This window comes from Pseudomonas sp. SDI (assembly GCF_003105155.1).
Lineage (GTDB): Bacteria > Pseudomonadota > Gammaproteobacteria > Pseudomonadales > Pseudomonadaceae > Aquipseudomonas.
The window spans coordinates 1-19,384 of record NZ_QETK01000029.1; the positions used below are offsets into that span (position 1 = coordinate 1).

General features: G+C 59.8%; 18 protein-coding genes and 3 pseudogenes. 17 read left to right on the forward strand and 4 right to left on the reverse strand.

Translation table 11 applies throughout. The features are described from left to right. From tssD to DCO48_RS18150, 8 genes and pseudogenes are all read left to right on the forward strand, one after another. Positions 1-258: type VI secretion system tube protein TssD (tssD, locus tag DCO48_RS18115; protein WP_116551980.1), on the forward strand; the 258-nt coding region annotated here is incomplete at its 5' end. Continuing rightward, positions 255-968, forward strand: a complete 714-nt coding sequence (locus DCO48_RS18120) for a DUF4225 domain-containing protein (RefSeq protein ID WP_116551981.1) — start codon at positions 255-257, stop codon at positions 966-968. The genes tssD and DCO48_RS18120, both read left to right, overlap by 4 nt. Positions 969-1,896: 928 nt before the next feature. Next, positions 1,897-2,382: an Hcp family type VI secretion system effector gene (locus tag DCO48_RS18125; RefSeq protein WP_116551982.1), complete on the forward strand. Its 486-nt coding sequence runs from the start codon at positions 1,897-1,899 to the stop codon at positions 2,380-2,382. Continuing rightward, positions 2,379-3,092 carry a DUF4225 domain-containing protein gene (locus tag DCO48_RS18130; protein WP_116551983.1) on the forward strand — a complete coding sequence of 238 codons (714 nt, stop codon included), beginning with the start codon at positions 2,379-2,381 and terminating at the stop codon, positions 3,090-3,092. The genes DCO48_RS18125 and DCO48_RS18130 overlap by 4 nt, the downstream gene beginning before the upstream one ends. Next, positions 3,089-3,424 carry a hypothetical protein gene (locus DCO48_RS18135; protein WP_116551984.1) on the forward strand — a complete coding sequence of 112 codons (336 nt, stop codon included), beginning with the start codon at positions 3,089-3,091 and terminating at the stop codon, positions 3,422-3,424. Before DCO48_RS18130 ends, DCO48_RS18135 begins: the two co-directional genes overlap by 4 nt. 117 nt (positions 3,425-3,541) lie before the next feature. Next, positions 3,542-3,979: pseudogene (locus DCO48_RS18140) on the forward strand (helix-turn-helix domain-containing protein); the annotation flags it as partial. A 268-nt stretch (positions 3,980-4,247) separates the two neighbouring features. Further along, the gene (locus DCO48_RS18145; protein WP_116551985.1) at positions 4,248-4,670 is read left to right on the forward strand and encodes a lysozyme inhibitor LprI family protein; all 423 of its coding nucleotides are present in this window, start codon (positions 4,248-4,250) and stop codon (positions 4,668-4,670) included. A gap of 7 nt (positions 4,671-4,677) precedes the next feature. Continuing rightward, complete coding sequence (locus tag DCO48_RS18150; RefSeq protein WP_116551986.1) at positions 4,678-5,097, forward strand: DUF3010 family protein; 420 nt, start codon at positions 4,678-4,680, stop codon at positions 5,095-5,097. On the opposite strand, the gene DCO48_RS23315 is transcribed toward DCO48_RS18150, so the two are convergent. Beyond that, entirely contained in the window at positions 5,080-5,322 is a 243-nt protein-coding gene (locus DCO48_RS23315; RefSeq protein WP_371919523.1) for a hypothetical protein, read from the reverse strand. The genes DCO48_RS18150 and DCO48_RS23315 overlap by 18 nt on opposite strands. 226 nt (positions 5,323-5,548) lie before the next feature. On the opposite strand from DCO48_RS23315, the pseudogene DCO48_RS18160 reads away from it, so the two are divergent. From DCO48_RS18160 to DCO48_RS18170, 3 genes and pseudogenes are all read left to right on the forward strand, one after another. Beyond that, a pseudogene (locus DCO48_RS18160) lies at positions 5,549-5,665 on the forward strand (L-carnitine dehydrogenase); the annotation flags it as partial. A gap of 22 nt (positions 5,666-5,687) precedes the next feature. Then, positions 5,688-5,792 (forward strand): annotated as a pseudogene (locus DCO48_RS18165) (thioesterase); the annotation flags it as partial. A 245-nt stretch (positions 5,793-6,037) separates the two neighbouring features. Beyond that, positions 6,038-6,298 (forward strand): hypothetical protein, encoded by a 261-nt coding sequence (locus DCO48_RS18170; protein WP_116551988.1) that lies wholly within the window; start codon positions 6,038-6,040, stop codon positions 6,296-6,298. Between the two features lie 43 nt (positions 6,299-6,341). Here DCO48_RS18170 and DCO48_RS18175 read toward each other — a convergent pair whose 3' ends face one another. Next, positions 6,342-7,445: a GlxA family transcriptional regulator gene (locus tag DCO48_RS18175; protein ID WP_116551989.1), complete on the reverse strand. Its 1,104-nt coding sequence runs from the start codon at positions 7,443-7,445 to the stop codon at positions 6,342-6,344. A 396-nt stretch (positions 7,446-7,841) separates the two neighbouring features. Beyond that, on the reverse strand, positions 7,842-9,218 hold the full coding sequence (locus DCO48_RS18180) for an L-serine ammonia-lyase (protein ID WP_116551990.1): 1,377 nt from the start codon (positions 9,216-9,218) through the stop codon (positions 7,842-7,844). 448 nt (positions 9,219-9,666) lie between these two features. Between DCO48_RS18180 and DCO48_RS18185 the strand changes: the two genes are divergently transcribed. The 3 genes from DCO48_RS18185 (at position 9,667) to choV (ending at position 12,705) form a co-directional block, all read left to right on the forward strand. Next, entirely contained in the window at positions 9,667-10,614 is a 948-nt protein-coding gene (locus DCO48_RS18185; RefSeq protein ID WP_116551991.1) for a choline ABC transporter substrate-binding protein, read from the forward strand. Between the two features lie 67 nt (positions 10,615-10,681). Then, positions 10,682-11,530, forward strand: coding sequence for a choline ABC transporter permease subunit (choW, locus tag DCO48_RS18190; protein ID WP_371919524.1), 849 nt, complete (start codon positions 10,682-10,684; stop codon positions 11,528-11,530). Further along, positions 11,527-12,705, forward strand: coding sequence for a choline ABC transporter ATP-binding protein (gene choV, locus DCO48_RS18195; RefSeq protein WP_116551993.1), 1,179 nt, complete (start codon positions 11,527-11,529; stop codon positions 12,703-12,705). Before choW ends, choV begins: the two co-directional genes overlap by 4 nt. 202 nt (positions 12,706-12,907) lie before the next feature. Here choV and betT read toward each other — a convergent pair whose 3' ends face one another. Next, the gene (gene betT / locus DCO48_RS18200) at positions 12,908-14,911 is read right to left on the reverse strand and encodes a choline BCCT transporter BetT (protein ID WP_116551994.1); all 2,004 of its coding nucleotides are present in this window, start codon (positions 14,909-14,911) and stop codon (positions 12,908-12,910) included. Positions 14,912-15,334: 423 nt separating this feature from the next. On the opposite strand from betT, the gene betI reads away from it, so the two are divergent. The 3 genes from betI (at position 15,335) to betA (ending at position 19,348) form a co-directional block, all read left to right on the forward strand. Further along, complete coding sequence (gene betI / locus DCO48_RS18205) at positions 15,335-16,000, forward strand: transcriptional regulator BetI (protein ID WP_116551995.1); 666 nt, start codon at positions 15,335-15,337, stop codon at positions 15,998-16,000. Between the two features lie 31 nt (positions 16,001-16,031). After that, positions 16,032-17,504, forward strand: coding sequence for a betaine-aldehyde dehydrogenase (betB, locus tag DCO48_RS18210; protein ID WP_116551996.1), 1,473 nt, complete (start codon positions 16,032-16,034; stop codon positions 17,502-17,504). 152 nt (positions 17,505-17,656) lie between these two features. Beyond that, on the forward strand, positions 17,657-19,348 hold the full coding sequence (gene betA / locus DCO48_RS18215; RefSeq protein WP_116551997.1) for a choline dehydrogenase: 1,692 nt from the start codon (positions 17,657-17,659) through the stop codon (positions 19,346-19,348). Positions 19,349-19,384 lie beyond the last annotated feature (36 nt).

Consider the following 19,384-nt stretch of genomic DNA (forward strand, 5'->3'; position numbering starts at 1 on the left):
ATGGCCATGGCCAATCGCGAAAAGGTCAACTGCATCATTAACTTCTACCGCGTCTCCGACGAGGGGCCGCATGAGAAGTACTACACCGTACAGATTGAAGACTGCGAGATCGCCGAATTGATGGTTCAGGTTCCGCACGCGGTCCTGGAAAACCAGATCGAGCCGGTCGAGCAAATGGCGCTGCGCTACCAGACCATCCGCTGGACCCACCACCTCGCCAACACCAGTGGCTATGCCTTCTGGGGGAACGAGGAATGACGCCACGCCCCTCCCCGTACCGCCTCGATAACGATGACTACTGGGTGGTCTGCGAGGCGGCCAATAATTTGACCAAGCAGGCCTGCACCCTCGGCAGCCAACATTTGCAGGACGGGATGTTGCAACTGCAATTCACCCGAGAGATCGCGTATTTCACAAAATCGCTGGTGAACGATGTCGAGGCGGGAAGAAAGACACCGGAGGAGGCGGTGTTGGCGATGAGGATGGAGCAGAGGGATCTAGGAGACCAAAGCTTTGAAATTATAAAAAAGGGAGCCGGCTTTATATCTGGTGCACTTCAGATAGCGACGGGAGCGACTATTTGTTATAGAACAGGCGGACTCCTGTGTGTGGTTGCAGGCGCCCCGATGATTGCACATGGGGTAAATAACATTATTGAAAATGGTCAGAACTTATGGACAGGCCGCTCTGATGCTCAAGGCCCTGTGCGAAAAGGCTATCAGTTGTTAGCGAACACTTTAGGTGGAAAAAAACAGGATGGGAATGTAGCGTATGGTGCCGTCGATATCGGACTCTCAATATATAGCATGGGTAGATTGGTTTCAAAACCAGGAGCTTGGCGTCTATTTAGATACGTAAAAACTGACTACGTGCGCGCACATACAACAATGGGCACAGGACCAATTATGTTTGAAATTGGAATAGATATGATGACAGGCCAACAAATCTACGTAGAACTGAAAGAGTAAAACAATGAAAGAATGGATGTTTTCAATCATCACTAGCGGAGGCCTAAGCATTGCCTATTATCTACGCTTTCGAATTTCCGGAGAGAACCTTAATTACTATAAATTTTACTTCTGCGTAGCCATAAACCTGTTCTTTTTTGCGTTAAACTATAAAATCCTAAAAGAACAGCGCTTCTTTTTTAACTGGCACTTCCCAACTCTCAGAGTTGAGCACCCGACGATCAGATGGATTGCTTTAGCCTGCCTTATACTACACTGCTTTGCCAATCCAGTTAGCTGGAAACTAAAAAAGTGGTACTCCCCTTGGTAGTACTACACGCCACTTCATTACTTAATCCAGAAACCACCTAAACCATCAAGAAAGCCATGTTCACACTCACCTTTTATCAATCGCACTTTGCAGTGTATTGAAGTGTGCTTTCTGCCTTCTTGCACGCCTATGCCACCCCTGCCAAAAATTGAACTTGATGACCGACCAAAAAATCTACGCAGCCCTGAATAAGTGACAGAATGGATTTCTTCAATGAGCGTAACTGGAGGCTTAGCTATTGCCTACTACCTGCGATTTCGACTTTCTGGAGAGCACCTCAATTATTGTAGTTTTATCTCTGCGCAGCCCTAAATTTATTTTTCTTTGCATTGAACTATAAAATCCTGAAAGAGCGGTGTTTCTTTTTCTACTGGCACTTTCCAAACCTCGAAATTGAGCACCCGGCGATCAGATGGATTGCTTTAGTCTGCCTTATGCGCAGAACCTGAACTGGCTTGCCTGCGATATAGCGCAAAGCGCCAGCAAGTCCAGCCGCTGCGGCGTGTCAGACCTTTCGCTTTTCCACCCTCACCGTTAAACGCAATTTCAGAACCGCCCTACATACCCACACACCGTAAGCCACTAGCCTGCCCACTCCATCGACAAGGAGTCACGCACATGGCCAGTCACGGCTACATGACCCTCACCGGCAAGGAACAAGGGCTGATCAGTAAAGGCTGCTCCACCCCGAGCTCCATCGGCAACAAATGCCAGAGCGGCCACACCGACGAGATCATGGTGCTGGCGTTCAACCATCGCATGACGAATATCGGCAACATCAGGCATGCCACCCACGGGCCAATTCAGATCACCAAGAACATCGACAAGGCCTCGCCTCTACTGGCAATGGCCATGGCCAATCGCGAAAAGGTCAACTGCATCATTAACTTCTACCGCGTCTCCGACGAGGGGCCGCATGAGAAGTACTACACCGTACAGATTGAAGACTGCGAGATCGCCGAATTGATGGTTCAGGTTCCGCACGCGGTCCTGGAAAACCAGATCGAGCCGGTCGAGCAAATGGCGCTGCGCTACCAGACCATCCGCTGGACCCACCACCTCGCCAACACCAGTGGCTATGCCTTCTGGGGGAACGAGGAATGACCCCACGCCCCTCCCCGTACCGCCTCGATAACGATGATTACTGGGTGGTCTGCGAGGCGGCCAATAATTTGACCAAGCAGGCCTGCACCCTCGGCAGCCAACATTTGCAGGACGGGATGTTGCAACTGCAATTCACCCGAGAGATCGCGTATTTCACAAAATCGCTGGTGAACGATGTCGAGGCGGGAAGAAAGACACCGGAGGAGGCGGTGTTGGCGATGAAGATGGAGCAGCGGAGCCTGCTTGATCAATCAAGCACGGCCACACGACAAGGGGCCGCCGCTATCGCAGGCGCGTTGCAGATAGCGTCGGGAGTTGGGGCCTGCTACGCCTCGGCCATGACATTGTGCTTAGGCATAGGGTTACCGCTTATAGCCCACGGAATTAACAATGTTTATGAAGGTGGCCGGAATCTATGGGAAGGCCGATCCGATACCGAAGGTCCCGTACGCAAGGGATATCAATCGGCCGCAAAAGCTTTAGGTGGGGATGCACATGACGGGAACATTGCCTACGGCACAGTAGATATTGGGCTATCCATATATGGAATTGGCAAGCTCGTGGTTAAACCTGACACATGGCGCCTGTTTCGTTACATCAACTCGGATTACATACGAAACTATAGAGCCATGGGATCGGCCTCACTCATGCTTGAGAGCCACGTTAATTTAGAAAGCGGGAAACAAATATATAAGGAAACTAAAAAATGATCAGCCTGGCCTTCCCCATACTTGTGAGCGCAAGCGTATCTTCCGCCTACTGGCTTAAATGGAAAATCTCCGGAAAAAACCTCAACTTTATCAAGTTCTTCATTTGCGTGATTTACAACAGCTTCTTCATCGCCCTATACAGGGACATAATGAAAACCGACTGTTTTCTATTTTTCGGCTGCTTACCGGGATTGGTAGATGAACACATATCCATAGGATGGGTATCCTTCGCCTGTACTGTAATACACGCTTTTGCGTTGCCCATGACATGGAAAATGAGATGGTGGTTTACCAAAAAACAGCCAGAAAACTCAGAGCATCACACTCTTTAACAATTCCCCACACTCCCCTAAAAGCCCCCACCACTCCCACCGCCTAGTGTTCTGTCTCAAAAATAAATATCCCGTTTGAGCTACGTTTCCATTATCCGACAGGGGCAGGACGGAGCCATGAACTCTCAAGACATCGTACTCAGTGATCACGAGCAGGTTGAGTTGAACCGACGGGTTCGCTCGGCCACCATCAACCAGCGTGACGGCCGTCGAGCACACGTAATTCTCCTGGCTGCCCAAGGCCATTCACGTAATGAAATCGCCGAGCTGACGGGCCTCTCTGTGGTTTACGTCACCCGCTGGTGCAAGCGGTTTCAAGCACTGCGTCTTCAGGGCTTGGTGGATTTACCGGGCCGAGGGCGCAAGCCTTCATCGCCTGCTGAAGCCTTGAAGCGAACGCTTGAGCAAGTCACTCAACCGCGCATCGGTCAGCCACGTTGGAGCTGTCGTAGCATGGCATGTGTCGCTGGTACTTCGCCGACCAGCGTTCAGCGGATCTGGGCTGCCAACGACATCAGGCCGCACCTGACCCGCACCTTCAAGCTGGGGCGAGAAACTGGGCGACCAGCTTGAGGTCGTCTTCCTCCAGCAGGACCTTGGTCGAGGCGCGGCTGAGGCTATGGCTTTGCATTACGGCGCTTCCAGCGAGCAGAGGGTTGCTAAAGCGCAGGGCGGCGAATCGCCGAGCGTAGAAGCGCTTGACCCGGACGCCTGTGAATAAGTGTGCGCGACCCTTGCACGCTTTTTAACAATGGCGCGCGCTGTTCTTTAGCGTGGCACTGAGCGAGAATCGATGCCCATGTTCCCCTGGGAGGATGACCGAATGAAATCGATGGCATGGCTGATTCTGGCAACCCTGGCGTTTGGCGCGCACGCCGCCGACGAAGAGGGCAGCAGCCCTTGTGACAACGCCGAAACCGAGCAGCAGAACTACGACTGCGCGGTCGACAACCGCAAGACCGCAGAGCGCGAACTGAGCGCCTCGTTCGACGACCTGCTGAGCCAGGTGGGCGATAAGTACAAAGGCGAGCCGGCCAAGCTCAACGAGCTGAAAAAGCGCCTGACCGACGCCGAAAACCTGTGGAAGCAACTGCGCGACGCCGACTGCAAGGTGGAAACCTTCGACCAGAAGCCCGGCAAGGCCTTCGATACCGCTCAGAACAACTGCATCGCCCAGCGCAGCGACGACCGCTCCGAATACCTGCAAAGCCTTGGCCTGCAAGATGGCGAAGCCGAACCGGAATGAGACCAGCATGAAAATCTGCGGCATTGAAATCAAGGGCAGCGAAGCCCTGCTCGCCCTCGTCGGCCTCGAAGACGGCGCGCCGAGCCACCTGGGCGTCGCGACCAAAAAGCTCGCCCTGGACGACGACGAGGATGCCGCCCAGGTCAAGGCCTTTGCCGCTCAGGCACGGGCGTTTGTCGCCGAGCACGGGGTCGACACCCTGGCGATCAAGAAACGCAGCAAAAAAGGCGATTTTGCCGGCGGCCCGACCACCTTCAAGATCGAAGGCATCCTGCAGTTGCTGGACAACTGCGCAGTCGAGCTGGTGTCACCGCAAACCGCCAGCGCCCAGGCCAAGAAACACAACCTGGAACTGCCCGCCTCGCTCAACAAATACCAGCACGAAGCCTACAAGAGCGCCTGCGCGCTGCTACTCAAGCGCCGCTGAAGGCGACGAGGTGTGCAGTACCTGCCGGACAACTGCCTTCGGTATCACACAATCGGCAACGACCCGGCTCCCGCGCCCCAGAATGAACGACTGGAAAGAAGCCTTCTTGTCGCTCGAAAGATTGGATTCGATCAGGGCACCTTCGGTGGTGGCCAGCGGTGCATAGAACTCACCCTGAGCGAACCGCCCATTAACCCGCAACGGGCCAGCCACACCGAGTGGCACCGGTCTGATCGCGCAAAAAGCTCAAACGCTCCTGCCTCGCAGCCTCGCTGTAGTCGCCTTTGGCGGGAAGACGCGGCGGTAGAGTCATGGTCTGCTCCTCATATGAGTAAAAACAGCGTGACGCTACGGCTCACCTCAGCGATAGGGGGATTTAACCTCAACTGGAACAGCTTGAAACCCGATAAAAATACTAGGCTATCTCGCTCAATGCCGGTCCTGGCGCGGGCAGTTGGGCACGCACAGCATTGCGGCGCTGGAGCGCCATCGTGATGATTGCCAACTGGCGCTGCTGAACGCGGTGAACGCGACCAAGGTCAAGCACGGCATGGCTTGCAGCGACTGAACGGAGTAGCCCGGTGCCTGCGATGATTACTTACCAGACCCCGGTCGAGGCGGTCTGGGTCGACTATAACGGGCACCTGCGCGATGCCTTTTATTTGCTGATTTTCAGCTTCGCTACCGATGCGTTATAAACCTACCCAAAAAAGAAACCCCGGCCGCCGTGAAGCATCCGGGGTCAAGTGCGAGCACGTCGCCAGTGGAGGGTGACCAAACCTTCCGTATGGCCTGAGTGTGCCGTCTCCCGTCACGCCGCAGCGGTCCGAAAACGACCTGCACTTAGCCACCCCTGCCATTGCGACAATCTGCCCTTGCCGTCCCCGCCGCAGGCTTCCAGAATCGACCTCGATCTCTCCTGCAAACAAGGACAACAGCCATGATGCATGCGGATTTGATTGATCAGGACGACCTGCTCGGGCAACTGCGCGCCCTGGGCTTCGAAATGCCCGCCGGGGCCTCCGCCGAACAGGCCTGCGAGAGCGCGGTGCGCGGGTTGAGCGAAGAACGGGTCAAGGCCCTGCGCGGGATGGTCGAGCAGCTGTACACCGGCTCGGCAACAATCCTGCCGGCAGTGCGCCAGGCAATCGACCAGCAGTTGCTACCGGCGCTGGCGCAGTTCAATTCCTCAAAAGGCTAAAAACAGCGCGGGACGACTCGTCCCGCGATGGATTCAACTCGCTCTAGAGCCGCACACTGGCAAAGGTCGACTCGTTGCGCGCCTGGCTCAACGCCGACATCGGCCCGGCCAGCGGCGACAGCACCAGCGCCTGCGGAATCGGCATCATTGCCACCTGCTGCGCGGTGTTCGAGCCCACCCGCTCATCGCGTGGCGGAATGCCGAAGTACTCGCGGTAGCACTTGGAGAAATGCGGCGTCGACACAAACCCACACACCGACGCCACCTCGATGATCGACATCGGCGTCTGCTTCAGCAACTGCCGCGCCCGAATCAGGCGCAGCTTCAGGTAGTAGCGCGACGGCGAACAATGCAGGTACTTCTGGAACAACCGCTCCAGTTGCCGACGCGACACCGAGACGTACACCGCCAGTTCGTCCAGGTCGATCGGCTCTTCCAGGTTCGCTTCCATCAGGGCAACGATTTCCTGCAACTTCGGCTGGTTGGTGCCAAGCATGTGCTTGAGCGGCACCCGCTGGTGATCCTGCTCGTTGCGGATGCGCTCGTAGACGAACATTTCCGAGATCGCCGCCGACAGCTCGCGACCATGATCGCGGCTGATCAGGTGCAGCATCATGTCCAGCGGCGCGGTGCCACCGGAGCTGGTGAAGCGGTTACGGTCGAGGGTGAACAGGCGGGTGCTCATGCTCACCCGCGGGAAGGCTTCCTGCATCGAGGCCAGGCATTCCCAGTGCACGCTGCAATCGAAGCCGTCGAGCAGGCCGGCACAGGCCAGCGCCCAACTGCCGGTGCACACCGCGCCGAGGCGGCGCGACTGGCGTGCCTGGCTCTGCAACCAGGTGACATGCTCGCGGGTTACCGTGCGCTGAATGCCGATACCGCCGCAGACAATCACCGTGTCCATTGCCGGCGCCTTGTGCATGGCCGCATCGGGGGTGATCTGCAAACCGTCGCTGGCCCACACCTGGCTCCCGTCGACGCTGAGGGTATGCCAGCGGTACAGCTCGCGACCGGACAACTGGTTGGCCATGCGCAGCGGCTCGACAGCGGAGGCCAGTGAAATCAGCGTGAAATTGTCCAGCAGCAGAAAGCCGATGGATTGGGGCGTGCGGTTCTGGGGTTGGGCCCCGGAGTGGTACGACGTCATCGCGATCTCTCCTCACACAATGCAGGTTGCGCCTCAGGCGGCACGATCTTTCTTGTCATGGCCCCGATTCGAGTGCAGGGCTTTGCCAATCACAACGCAAATGCCATGCCTAAGTTGAATGGTCATTCAATAACGCCTGAAAACGACGTCGCGGGCCGTCTATATAGCCCTTGCGGAAAATGTCGGTAATAAACGCAAAGCAGCGTACCAAAGCGCGTCTGTAGGACTATTGAGCAATTCGGTAGCACTTGTGAGTAGGATGCCCAGAAGCGACATCGACGAAGAGTTACCACAGGCGCGCAGCGGCTAACGGCGGGGGATCGACGACGCTGATTCAGCGCACGCGCCAAAAGGCGGCATGCGCTGGAGCCGGTGGGCGAAAACGGCGCAGCGCGGTCAACATTCGATGGCGCTGACGGCCAGGCCGCCACGCGAGGTTTCCTTGTATTTGTCGTGCATGTCGGCGCCGGTGTCGCGCATGGTGCGGATCACCCGGTCGAGGGAAATGAAGTGTTCGCCATCGCCGCGCAGGGCCATTTGCGCCGCGTTGATCGCCTTCACGGCGGCGATCGCGTTGCGCTCGATGCACGGCACCTGCACCAGCCCGCCAACCGGGTCGCAGGTCAGCCCGAGGTTATGCTCCAGGCCGATTTCGGCAGCGTTCTCCAACTGCCCGGGCGTTGCCCCGAGCACCTCGGCCAGGCCGGCCGCAGCCATTGCACAGGCCGAGCCGACCTCGCCCTGGCAGCCGACTTCGGCGCCGGAAATCGAGGCGTTCTTCTTGCACAGGATGCCCACCGCCGCGGCCCCGAGAAAGAAGTCGACAACGTTGGCTTCGCTGACGTCGTCGCTGAAGCGCATGTAGTAGTTCAGCACCGCCGGAATGATCCCGGCCGCGCCGTTGGTGGGCGCCGTGACCATGCGTCCGCCGGCGGCATTTTCCTCGTTGACCGCCAGGGCATAGAGGTTGACCCACTCCATCGCACTCAAGGTCGAGCCGATCACGTTCGGCTTGCCCAGCTCCAGCAGGCTGCGGTGCAGCTTGGCCGCACGGCGCCGCACATTCAGCCCGCCGGGTAGGATGCCCTCGTGTTTCAGGCCGTTTTCCACGCAGTCCTGCATGGCTCGCCAGAGGTTCATCAGGCCGGCGCGAATCTCCGCTTCGCTGCGCCAGACCTTCTCGTTCTCCAGCATCAATTGCGACACGCGCAGGTCGTTTTGCCGGCACAGTTCCAGCAGTTCTTCGGCGCTGTCGAAGTCGTAGGGCAATACCGTGGTGTCGGCATCCAGTACGCCGCTGGCGGCCTGCGCGGCGTCGACCACAAAGCCGCCGCCCACCGAGTAATAGGTGTCGCGGTGCAGCTCGCCGCTCGCGCCCTCGGCGATCAGGGTCATGGCGTTGGGGTGGTACGGCAGGTTCTCGTCGAGCAGGCGCATGTCGCGCTGCCAGATGAACTCCAGCGCCAGCCGGCCATCGAGCAACAGCGTGTCGCTGTCGCGCAATGCGCTGATACGCGGGCCGATCTGCGTCGGGTCGATGGCGTCTGGCCATTCGCCCATCAGGCCCATGATGACTGCGTTGTCGCTACCGTGGCCAATGCCAGTGGCCGACAGAGAGCCGTACAGGCGCACCTCGACCCGCCGTACCTGCGCCAGCTGCTCGCGCTCGCGCAGGCCCTGGACGAACAGCGCCGCGGCGCGCATGGGCCCGACGGTATGGGAACTGGACGGCCCGACACCGATTTTGAACAGGTCGAACACACTGATGGCCATGCCATGCACCTCCTGATGGGGCGGACGCCGGCCCCCGGTCGGGGACGCTGGAACTGCTACGCTCAACGTGCGGCAGTCCGCCGATTGCACGCATCATCAGGCTTTTGGCAGCACCCCCGACGTCTGCAACCGACGCGCTCTTGCCCAGCAACGTCGCCCGGTGCCAACGCGGTTTGTGCGCCGTTTTTATACGGCGCAGAGGCCCCGAAACAGCGTTAACCGAGGGCGAAAAATCTGTATGCGACCTCATCGGCACTGGATACGACCCTGTCTGTACTGGATACGACGCGACCAGTAGGCGTTTGTTTTTTGCTGTTAGATGATCGGTATCGACTCGATTGCACGGCACCTGTCCCGCTGTCGCCCGGCAGCCAGGCCCGACCGATTGCATCCTATAAAGCACGGCGGTCCGTTGGGACATCCGAGAAAAACACCCAGGAGTCCATTCATGAAAGGTTCACCCTCACTATTGCTGGCCGCGCTAATGAGCTTGCCGGTGCTGGTCCAGGCCGCCGAGCCCGAGCAGTGCCACACGGTCAACTTCTCCGACGTCGGCTGGACGGACATTACCGTCACCACCGCCGTCACCAGCGCCGTACTCGAATCACTCGGCTACAAGACCCGCACCACGATGATCTCGGTACCGGTGACCTACAAGTCGCTGGCCGACGGCAAGAACATGGACGTGTTCCTCGGCAACTGGATGCCGACCATGGAAAACGACATCAAGCAGTACCGCGATGCCGGCACCGTGGAAACCGTAAGGGCCAACCTGGAGAACGCCAAATACACCCTCGCCGTGCCCCAGGCCCTATATGACAAGGGCCTGAAAAGCTTTGCCGACATCGCCAAGTTCAAGAAGGAGCTGGACGGCAAGATCTACGGCATCGAGCCAGGCAACGACGGTAACCGGACCATCCAGAGCATGATCGACAAGAACGCCTTCGGCCTGAAAGACGCCGGCTTCAAGGTAGTCGAATCCAGCGAGGCGGGCATGCTGTCGCAGGTCGATCGCGCCGCCCGGCGTGGCACCGACGTGGTGTTCCTGGGCTGGGAACCGCACCCGATGAACACCCGCTTCAAGATGAAATACCTGGAAGGCGGCGACGACTTCTTCGGCCCGGACTACGGCAAGGCCACGGTGCTGACCAACACGCGCAAGGGCTACACCGAGGAATGCGCCAACGTTGGCCAACTGCTGAAAAACCTGTCCTTCACCCTGGACATGGAAAGCGCGCTGATGGGCAACGTGCTCGACGACAAGATGAAACCCGATGCCGCCGCCAAAGCCTGGCTGAAAAAGAACCCGCAGGTTCTCGACACCTGGCTGGCCGGCGTTACCACCGTGGACGGCAAACCTGGCCTGGAAGCGGCCAAAGCCAAACTGACGCAGTAAGCACCACCTGCGGCGGGCGCCGGCCCGCCGCAGGCCGTCTCGAACCCTTTGCAGGTGGATGCTCGCTATCATGCTGATCGACAACAAAATACCCTTGGGCCAGTACATCGCGGGCTTCGTCGAATGGTTGACGCAACACGGCGCCAACTATTTCGATGCGTTCGCCGAAGCGCTGGAATTCATGATCCACGGCGTGACCGCGGCACTGACCTGGTTCAACCCCTTCGTGCTGATTGGCCTGATTGCGGTGATCGCTCACTTGATCCAGCGCAAATGGGCCCTGACGGCATTCTGCGCCCTGTCGTTCCTGCTCATCCTCAACCTGGGGTACTGGCAGGAAACCATGGAAACCCTGGCCCAGGTGCTGTTCGCCACCCTGGTCTGCGTGGCCATCGGCGTGCCGTTGGGCATCCTCGCCGCGCACAAGCCAATGTTCTACACCATGATGCGGCCGGTGCTCGACCTGATGCAGACCGTGCCCACCTTTGTTTACCTGATCCCGACACTGACCCTGTTCGGGCTGGGCGTGGTTCCGGGGCTGATTTCGACGGTGGTGTTCGCCATCGCCGCACCGATCCGCCTGACCTACCTGGGCATCTGCGACGTGCCCCAGGAACTGCTCGATGCCGGCAAGGCGTTCGGCTGTTCCAAGCGTCAACTGCTGTCGCGTATCGAACTTCCGCATGCCATGCCGAGCATCGCTGCCGGCGTCACCCAGTGCATCATGCTGTCGCTGTCGATGGTGGTGATTGCCGCGCTGGTGGGGGCCGACGGCCTGGGCAAACCCGTGGTCAACGCACTGAACACCGCCGACATCGCCCTGGGCTTCGAAGCGGGCCTGGCGATCGTATTGCTGGCAATCATGCTCGACCGTATCTGCAAACAACCCGAGTTACCGGTGAGGGGTGAAGCATGAGCATCATTCGCTTCGAAGATGTCGACGTAATCTTCTCCAATCGACCGCGTGAGGCCTTAAGCCTGCTAGACCAGGGCCTTTCGCGGGAGCAGATCCTGAAAAAGACCGGGTTGGTGGTCGGCGTGGAAAAGGCCAATCTGGAAATCAACAAGGGCGAAATCTGTGTGCTGATGGGCCTGTCCGGCTCGGGCAAGTCGAGCCTGCTGCGCTGCATCAACGGCCTCAACACGGTGAGCCGCGGCAAGCTGTTCGTCGAACATGAAGGCTCGCACATCGATATCGCCCACTGCTCGCCGGCCGAGCTGAAGATGATGCGCACCCAGCGGATCGCCATGGTCTTCCAGAAGTTCGCACTGATGCCCTGGCTGACGGTGCGCGAAAACATCAGCTTCGGCCTGGAGATGCAGGGCCGGCCGGAAAAAGAGCGGCGCAAGCTGGTGGACGAGAAGCTGGAGCTGGTGGGCCTGACCCAGTGGCGCAACAAGAAGCCCGACGAGCTGTCCGGCGGCATGCAGCAGCGGGTGGGCCTGGCCCGGGCGCTGGCAATGGATGCCGACATCCTGCTGATGGACGAGCCGTTCTCGGCACTCGACCCGCTGATTCGCCAGGGCTTGCAGGACGAGTTGCTGGAGCTGCAACGCAAGCTGAACAAGACCATCGTGTTCGTCAGCCACGACCTCGACGAGGCGCTGAAGCTGGGCAGTCGGATCGCGATCATGAAAGACGGCAAGATCATCCAGTACAGCAAGCCGGAAGAAATCGTGCTGAACCCGGCCGACGACTATGTGCGCACCTTCGTCGCGCATACCAACCCGCTCAACGTGCTGTGCGGGCGCAGCCTGATGCGCACGCTGGACAAGTGCAAACGGATCAACGGCTCGGTGTGTCTGGACCCGGGCGGCGATTCGTGGCTGGACCTGGCTGAAGGCAACACCATCAAGGGTGCACGCCAGGGCGTCAACGGCATGGACCTGCAGAACTGGGCGCCGGGTGAAGCGGTGGAAGGTCTGGGCCGTAAACCGACGCTGGTGAACGCCAGTATCGGCATGCGCGAAGCGCTGCAGATTCGTTATCAAACCGGCAACAAGCTGGTGTTGCAGGAAGGCAACCGGGTGGTCGGTATTCTCGGCGACAGCGAGCTGTATCACGCGCTGCTGGGCAAGAACCTGGGTTAAACGCTGTAGGGGAATCGCAGGGAACGCGATTCCGTAGGGTGTCAGGAGAGACCTCATCGCGGGACCAGCCCGCACACAGTAAAAGCACATTTCCTTCCCCCACGGACCCTGTGGGAGCGGGCTAGTCCCGCGATCGAGCGCAACGCGCTCGCAAAAAAGCCCCACCGTCTCCGGCAGGGCTTCTTCTTCAGCCAATCAACGATCAGCTATACACACGCCCCAGCAACTGACGGTGGCTTTCGAACTGGTCCAGCACGTCGCGGGTGATCTGCTCGGTGGTGAAGCCCATCAGGTCGTATTCCTGACTACCGTTGTGCAGATAAACCTCGGCGCGGTAGAAGCGCTGACGGACATCGCTCTCACCTTCCACCGGCGCTTCGCTCGGTGCCGCCAGGTAACCGTCCAGGCTCACTTCGTAGACGAATGGGTTGCCCTCTTCCATCTCGATGCGCAGGCCCATCGCCGAACGCGACTGACCAACCCGGGTCTGCACCTGCAAGCCCATGCTCTGCAGTTGTGCCGCCGCATCTTTCAGGGCCGGGCTGACCTGTTTGTCCATGAACCGCTGAACGATTGCCTGGGTTGGCTGCAGGTCCAGCTGCGACAGGCGCTCGCTGAAGCCACGACGACCACGGGCAGCCAGCTCGGCCTGCTCCTGCTCGACCTGGCTGTCCTGCTTCATCGCCTTGTACAGGCCGAACATGAACAGCACCAGCACCACCGAGAACGGCAGCCCCGCCAGCACCACCATGGTCTGCATCGCCTCGAAGTTACCGGCGAAGAGCAAGCCGACGGTGACCACAGTGATGATCGCCGACCAGAGAATCCGCAGCCAGTTCGGCGCGTCCTCGTCGACATCGCCGCCTTTGCAGGACAGGTTGGCCATCATTACCGCGCCGGAGTCGGCCGGGGTCAGGAACAGCACGAAGCCGACAAAGATCGCCACGCCGACCACGATCTTCGCCGCCGGGAAGTGCTCCAGCAGTTGGTAGATCGACATCGACGGTTGCTCAAGCGCTGCGCGCCCAAGCTCCACGGCGCCCTGGTTGATCACCAGGTCCAGTGCGGTGTTACCGAAGATCGACAGCCAGGCCAGGGTGAAGCCCAGCGGAATCAGCAATACACCGGCAACCAGTTCGCGCACGGTACGCCCACGCGAAATACGCGCGATGAACATGCCGACGAATGGGCCCCAGGAAATCCACCAGGCCCAGTAGAACACGGTCCACAGGCCCAACCAGCGCTCGGACTTGGCCGCGTCGCCTTCATACACATACAGGTCGAAGGTTTTCAGGATCGCGCCGTTCAGGTAGTCGCCGATGTTCTGCACGAAGCTGTTGAGCAGGTGCAGGGTCGGGCCGTTGAGCAGCACGAACAGCAGCAGGCCGCTGAACAGGATGATGTTCAGGTTGGACAGGCGGCGGATGCCGTTCTCCACACCCGACACCGCAGCGATGGTCGCCACCGTGCTCATCACCAGGATCACGATCAACAGGTTGGTGTTGCTGTGCTCCATGCCAAACAGGTATTCCAGGCCCGACGACACCTGCATCGAACCGATACCCAGGTTGGTCACCAGGCCCAGCAGGGTCACGAACATGCCGAAGATGTCGACGGTGTGACCGGCGGCGCCCTTGACCCAACGCTCGCCCACCAACGGGTACAGCGCCGAACGCAAGGCCAGCGGCTGGTTATGACGGTAGGCGAAGTACGCCACCGACAGGCCGACCAGGGCATAGATTGCCCAGCCATGCAGGCCCCAGTGCAGGAAAGTCAGTTGCAGGCCCTGGCGAGCCGATTGCAGGCTGGCCGGCGCGCCTTCAGGCGGGTTGAAGTAGTGGTCCAGCGGCTCGGACGCGCCGAAGTACAGCAGCGAGATACCGATACCGGAGGAGAACAACATGCCGGCCCAGGCACCGTAGCTGAAGTCCGGCTTGTCGTCCTTGCTGCCCAGCTTGAGCTTGCCGAACGACGAGAACGCCAGAACGATGACGAACAGCAGGTAGCCGCCGATCACCAGCATGTAGTACCAGCCAAAGCTGCGTGACAACCAGGCCTGCGCCTGGCTCAACACAAGACCTGCGGTTTCCGGGACCGCGATCAGCAAGGCAGTCAACAACAGGATCAGCAGCGCCGAGGTGTAAAACACCACGCTGTTGACCCGGACCCTCTCGGCAGGGGTCTTTATCAGGGAGGCAGAACTCATTGCACAGAGGCTCCAGGCAGTGCGGAGAAAACTTGAAAACGACCTGTACCTGCGCATTTGGTGCAATAGCCCCACTGCGTCAGGTGTTATAAAAGCACCTTGAAAAAACCGTGATCCCAAACCGATTGCATTGAAAAAAAACAGGCCGAATCCCCTTCCCGAGGGTTCGCCGCACGGTACGAGACCGTTCGGCAGATCTGTCCAACGCTTCGATAAAAACCGTCAACGCCTTGTATTACGGGGGTTACAGGTCTTTCTGGGGTGCCAATTTGTGACCGCTGATCGGGTAAAAAACCTGTCAATGGCACAGATTGTCGCAGAGCTTATTCTTTGTTGATTGAACGTTCAATCAAAACAAAATAGACTGGCCTTCGCCGAGGTAGCCGCTTGTCGTCTGCCCGCAGGCCTGAGGAGATTTGCAAGATGCCCAAGGTCGGTATGCAACCCATTCGCCGCCAGCAGTTGATCGAAGCCACGTTGGTGGCCATCGACCAGGTCGGCATGGGGGATGCCAGCATTGCGCTGATCGCCCGTTTGGCCGGTGTGTCGAATGGCATCATCAGTCACTACTTTCAGGACAAGAACGGCCTGATCGCAGCGACCATGCGGCACCTGATGAATGCGCTGATCGAAAACGTCGTCGCCCGCCGACAGGCACTCGACGACGACAGCCCGCGCGCCCACCTGAAGGTGATCATCGAAGGCAACTTCGACGCCAGTCAGGTCAACGGCCCGGCGATGAAAACCTGGTTGGCGTTCTGGGCCACCAGCATGCACCAGCCGTCTTTGCACAGGTTGCAGCGGATCAACGATCACCGCTTGTATTCCAACCTGTGCTGCCAGTTCCGCCGTGTATTGCCGTTGCCTGAAGCACGCAGCGCGGCCCGCGGACTGGCAGCGTTGATCGACGGCCTGTGGCTGCGCGGTGCGTTGTCCGGAGACGCTTTCGACACCGACCAGGCGCAACAAATCGCTTTCGAATACATGGATTTACAACTGGCGAAACAGAAGAGCCCGGACACCCTACACCAGGCCTCTGAACCACCGCGTCCGGCGATTGCCAAACAGGCAGGAGCGACGCGCGGATAGCCAACTACACCAATGCACTTGCGAGGACACTATGGCCCGTTTCGAACTGCAAAAACTCTACATTGATGGTGGTTACGTCGACGCTTCCAGCGACGCCACGTTTGAAGCCATCAACCCGGCCAACGGCGAAGTCCTCGCCCACGTGCAACGTGCCACGAAGGAAGACGTCGAGCGCGCCGTAGAAAGCGCCGAACGTGGCCAGAAGGTCTGGGCCGCGATGACGGCCATGCAGCGTTCGCGCATCCTGCGTCGCGCCGTCGACATCCTGCGTGAGCGCAACGACGAGCTGGCCGCCCTGGAAACCCTGGACACCGGCAAGTCCTACTCGGAAACCCGCTATGTCGACATCGTTACCGGTGCCGACGTGCTGGAATACTACGCCGGCCTGGTGCCAGCCATCGAAGGCGAGCAGATCCCGCTGCGCGATAGCTCGTTCGTCTACACCCGCCGCGAGCCGCTGGGCGTCACCGTTGGTATCGGCGCCTGGAACTACCCGATCCAGATCGCCCTGTGGAAATCCGCACCGGCCCTGGCGGCCGGTAACGCGATGATCTTCAAACCGAGCGAAGTCACCTCGCTGACCACCCTGAAACTGGCCGAGATCTACACCGAAGCCGGCCTGCCGGACGGCGTGTTCAACGTCCTGACCGGTAGCGGCCGCGAAGTCGGCACCTGGCTGACCGAGCACCCGCGCATCGAGAAAGTCTCCTTCACCGGCGGCACCGACACCGGCAAGAAAGTCATGGCCAGCGCCTCGAGCTCGTCGCTCAAGGAAGTCACCATGGAACTGGGCGGCAAGTCGCCACTGATCATCTGCGAAGACGCCGACCTGGATCGCGCCGCCGACATCGCCATGATGGCCAACTTCTACAGCTCGGGTCAGGTCTGCACCAACGGTACCCGCGTGTTCATCCCAACCTCGATGAAAGCGGCGTTCGAAGCCAAGATCGCCGAGCGCGTTGCCCGCATCCGCGTTGGCAACCCGGAAGACGAGAACACCAACTTCGGCCCGCTGGTCAGCTTCGCACACATGGAAAACGTGCTCGGCTACATCGCCAAGGGTAAAGAAGAAGGGGCCCGCGTACTGTGCGGCGGCGAGCGTCTGACCGACGGCGAATTCGCCAAGGGCGCATTCGTTGCACCGACCGTGTTCACCGACTGCCGCGACGACATGACCATCGTCAAGGAAGAGATCTTCGGCCCAGTGATGAGCATCCTCTCCTACGAGAGCGAAGAAGAAGTCATCCGTCGTGCCAACGACACCGACTTCGGCCTCGCCGCTGGCGTCTGCACCAACGACATCAGCCGCGCCCACCGCATCATCCACCAGCTGGAAGCCGGTATCTGCTGGATCAACGCCTGGGGCGAGTCGCCTGCCGAAATGCCGGTCGGCGGCTACAAGCAATCGGGTGTCGGCCGTGAAAACGGCGTGAGCTCGCTGGCTCAGTACACTCGCATCAAGTCGGTACAGGTCGAGCTGGGCAACTACAACTCGGTGTTCTGAAGCCGCAAGCTTTAAGCGGCAAGCTGCAAGTGACAGCCAGTGCGCATTATGCCCACTGGCCCTTGCAGCCTCCCTCCACTCGCGAGCCTCGCACTTGTGCCTTTACTTGCAGCTTGTAGCTTGACGCTCGCAACTGCTTTCGGAGAAAGCCCATGGAATTCGATTACATCATCGTCGGTGCCGGCTCTGCCGGTAACACCCTGGCGACCCGCCTGACCGAAGACGAAGGCGTCACCGTCCTGCTGCTCGAAGCCGGTGGCCCGGACTACCGCTTCGACTTCCGCACCCAGATGCCGGCCGCGCTGGCCTTCCCGCTGCAGGGCCGCCGCTACAACTGGGCCTACGAGACCGACCCCGAGCCGCACATGGACGGGCGCCGGATGGAATGCGGTCGCGGCAAGGGCCTGGGTGGCTCGTCGCTGATCAACGGCATGTGCTACATCCGCGGTAACGCCATGGACTACGACGGCTGGGCAAAACTGCCAGGCCTGGAAGACTGGAGCTACCTGGACTGCCTGCCGTACTTCCGCAAGGCGGAAACCCGCGACATCGGCCCGAACGACTGGCACGGTGGCGATGGCCCGGTCAGCGTGACCACGCCGAAAGCCGGCAACAACCCGCTGTTCCACGCCATGGTCGAAGCCGGCGTGCAAGCCGGTTACCCGCGTACCGAAGACCTGAACGGCTACCAGCAGGAAGGGTTCGGCCCGATGGACCGTACCGTGACGCCGAAAGGCCGTCGCGCCAGCACCGCCCGCGGCTACCTGGACACCGCCAAGAAGCGCGCCACCCTGACCATCGTCACCCACGCCCTGACCGACCGCGTGCTGTTCGACGGCAAGCGTGCGATTGGCGTGACCTACCTGGTCGGCGCCAGCGAAGAGCGCGTTGAAGCCCGTGCCCGCAAGGAAGTCATCGTCTGCAGCGGCGCGATTGCCTCGCCGCAACTGCTGCAACGCTCCGGCGTCGGCCCCGCCGAACTGCTCAAGCGCCTGGACATCCCTGTGGTTCACGACCTGCCGGGCGTCGGCGAGAACCTGCAGGACCACCTTGAGCTGTACCTGCAATACGCGTGCACCCAGCCGGTATCGCTGTACCCGTCGCTGCTCTGGTACAACCAGCCAGCCATCGGTGCCGAGTGGCTGTTCAACGGCACCGGTATCGGCGCCAGCAACCAGTTCGAGGCCGGCGGTTTCATCCGCACCCGCCCTGAGTTCGAGTGGCCGAACATCCAGTACCACTTCCTGCCGGTGGCGATTAACTACAACGGCAGCAACGGTGTGCAGGAGCACGGTTTCCAGGCGCACATGGGCTCGATGCGTTCGCCAAGCCGTGGCCGTATCCAGGCCAAGTCGAAGGATCCGCGCCAGCACCCGAGCATCCTCTTCAACTACATGGCCACCGAGCAGGACTGGCAGGAGTTCCGCGACGGCATCCGCCTGACCCGCGAAATTATGGCCCAGCCGGCGCTGGACGCTTACCGCGGCCGCGAAATCAGCCCGGGCGCCGATGTGCAGACCGACGAAGAGCTCGACAAGTTCATCCGTGAGCATGCCGAGACTGCGTTCCACCCGTCCTGCTCGTGCAAGATGGGCACCGACGAGATGGCCGTGGTAGACGGCCAGGGTCGTGTGCACGGGATGCAGGGTCTGCGCGTGGTCGATGCGTCGATCATGCCGATCATCACCACCGGCAACCTGAACGCGCCGACGATCATGATGGCGGAGAAAATCGCCGACAAGATCCGTGGTCGCCAGCCACTGCCACGCAGCACTGCCAAGTACTACGTCGCCAATGGCGCGCCGGTCAAAGGCAAGGCACTGCGTGAGGTGCAGCAGGCTTAACCCCCCGCCGAACCCTATCGCGGGACAAGCCCGCTC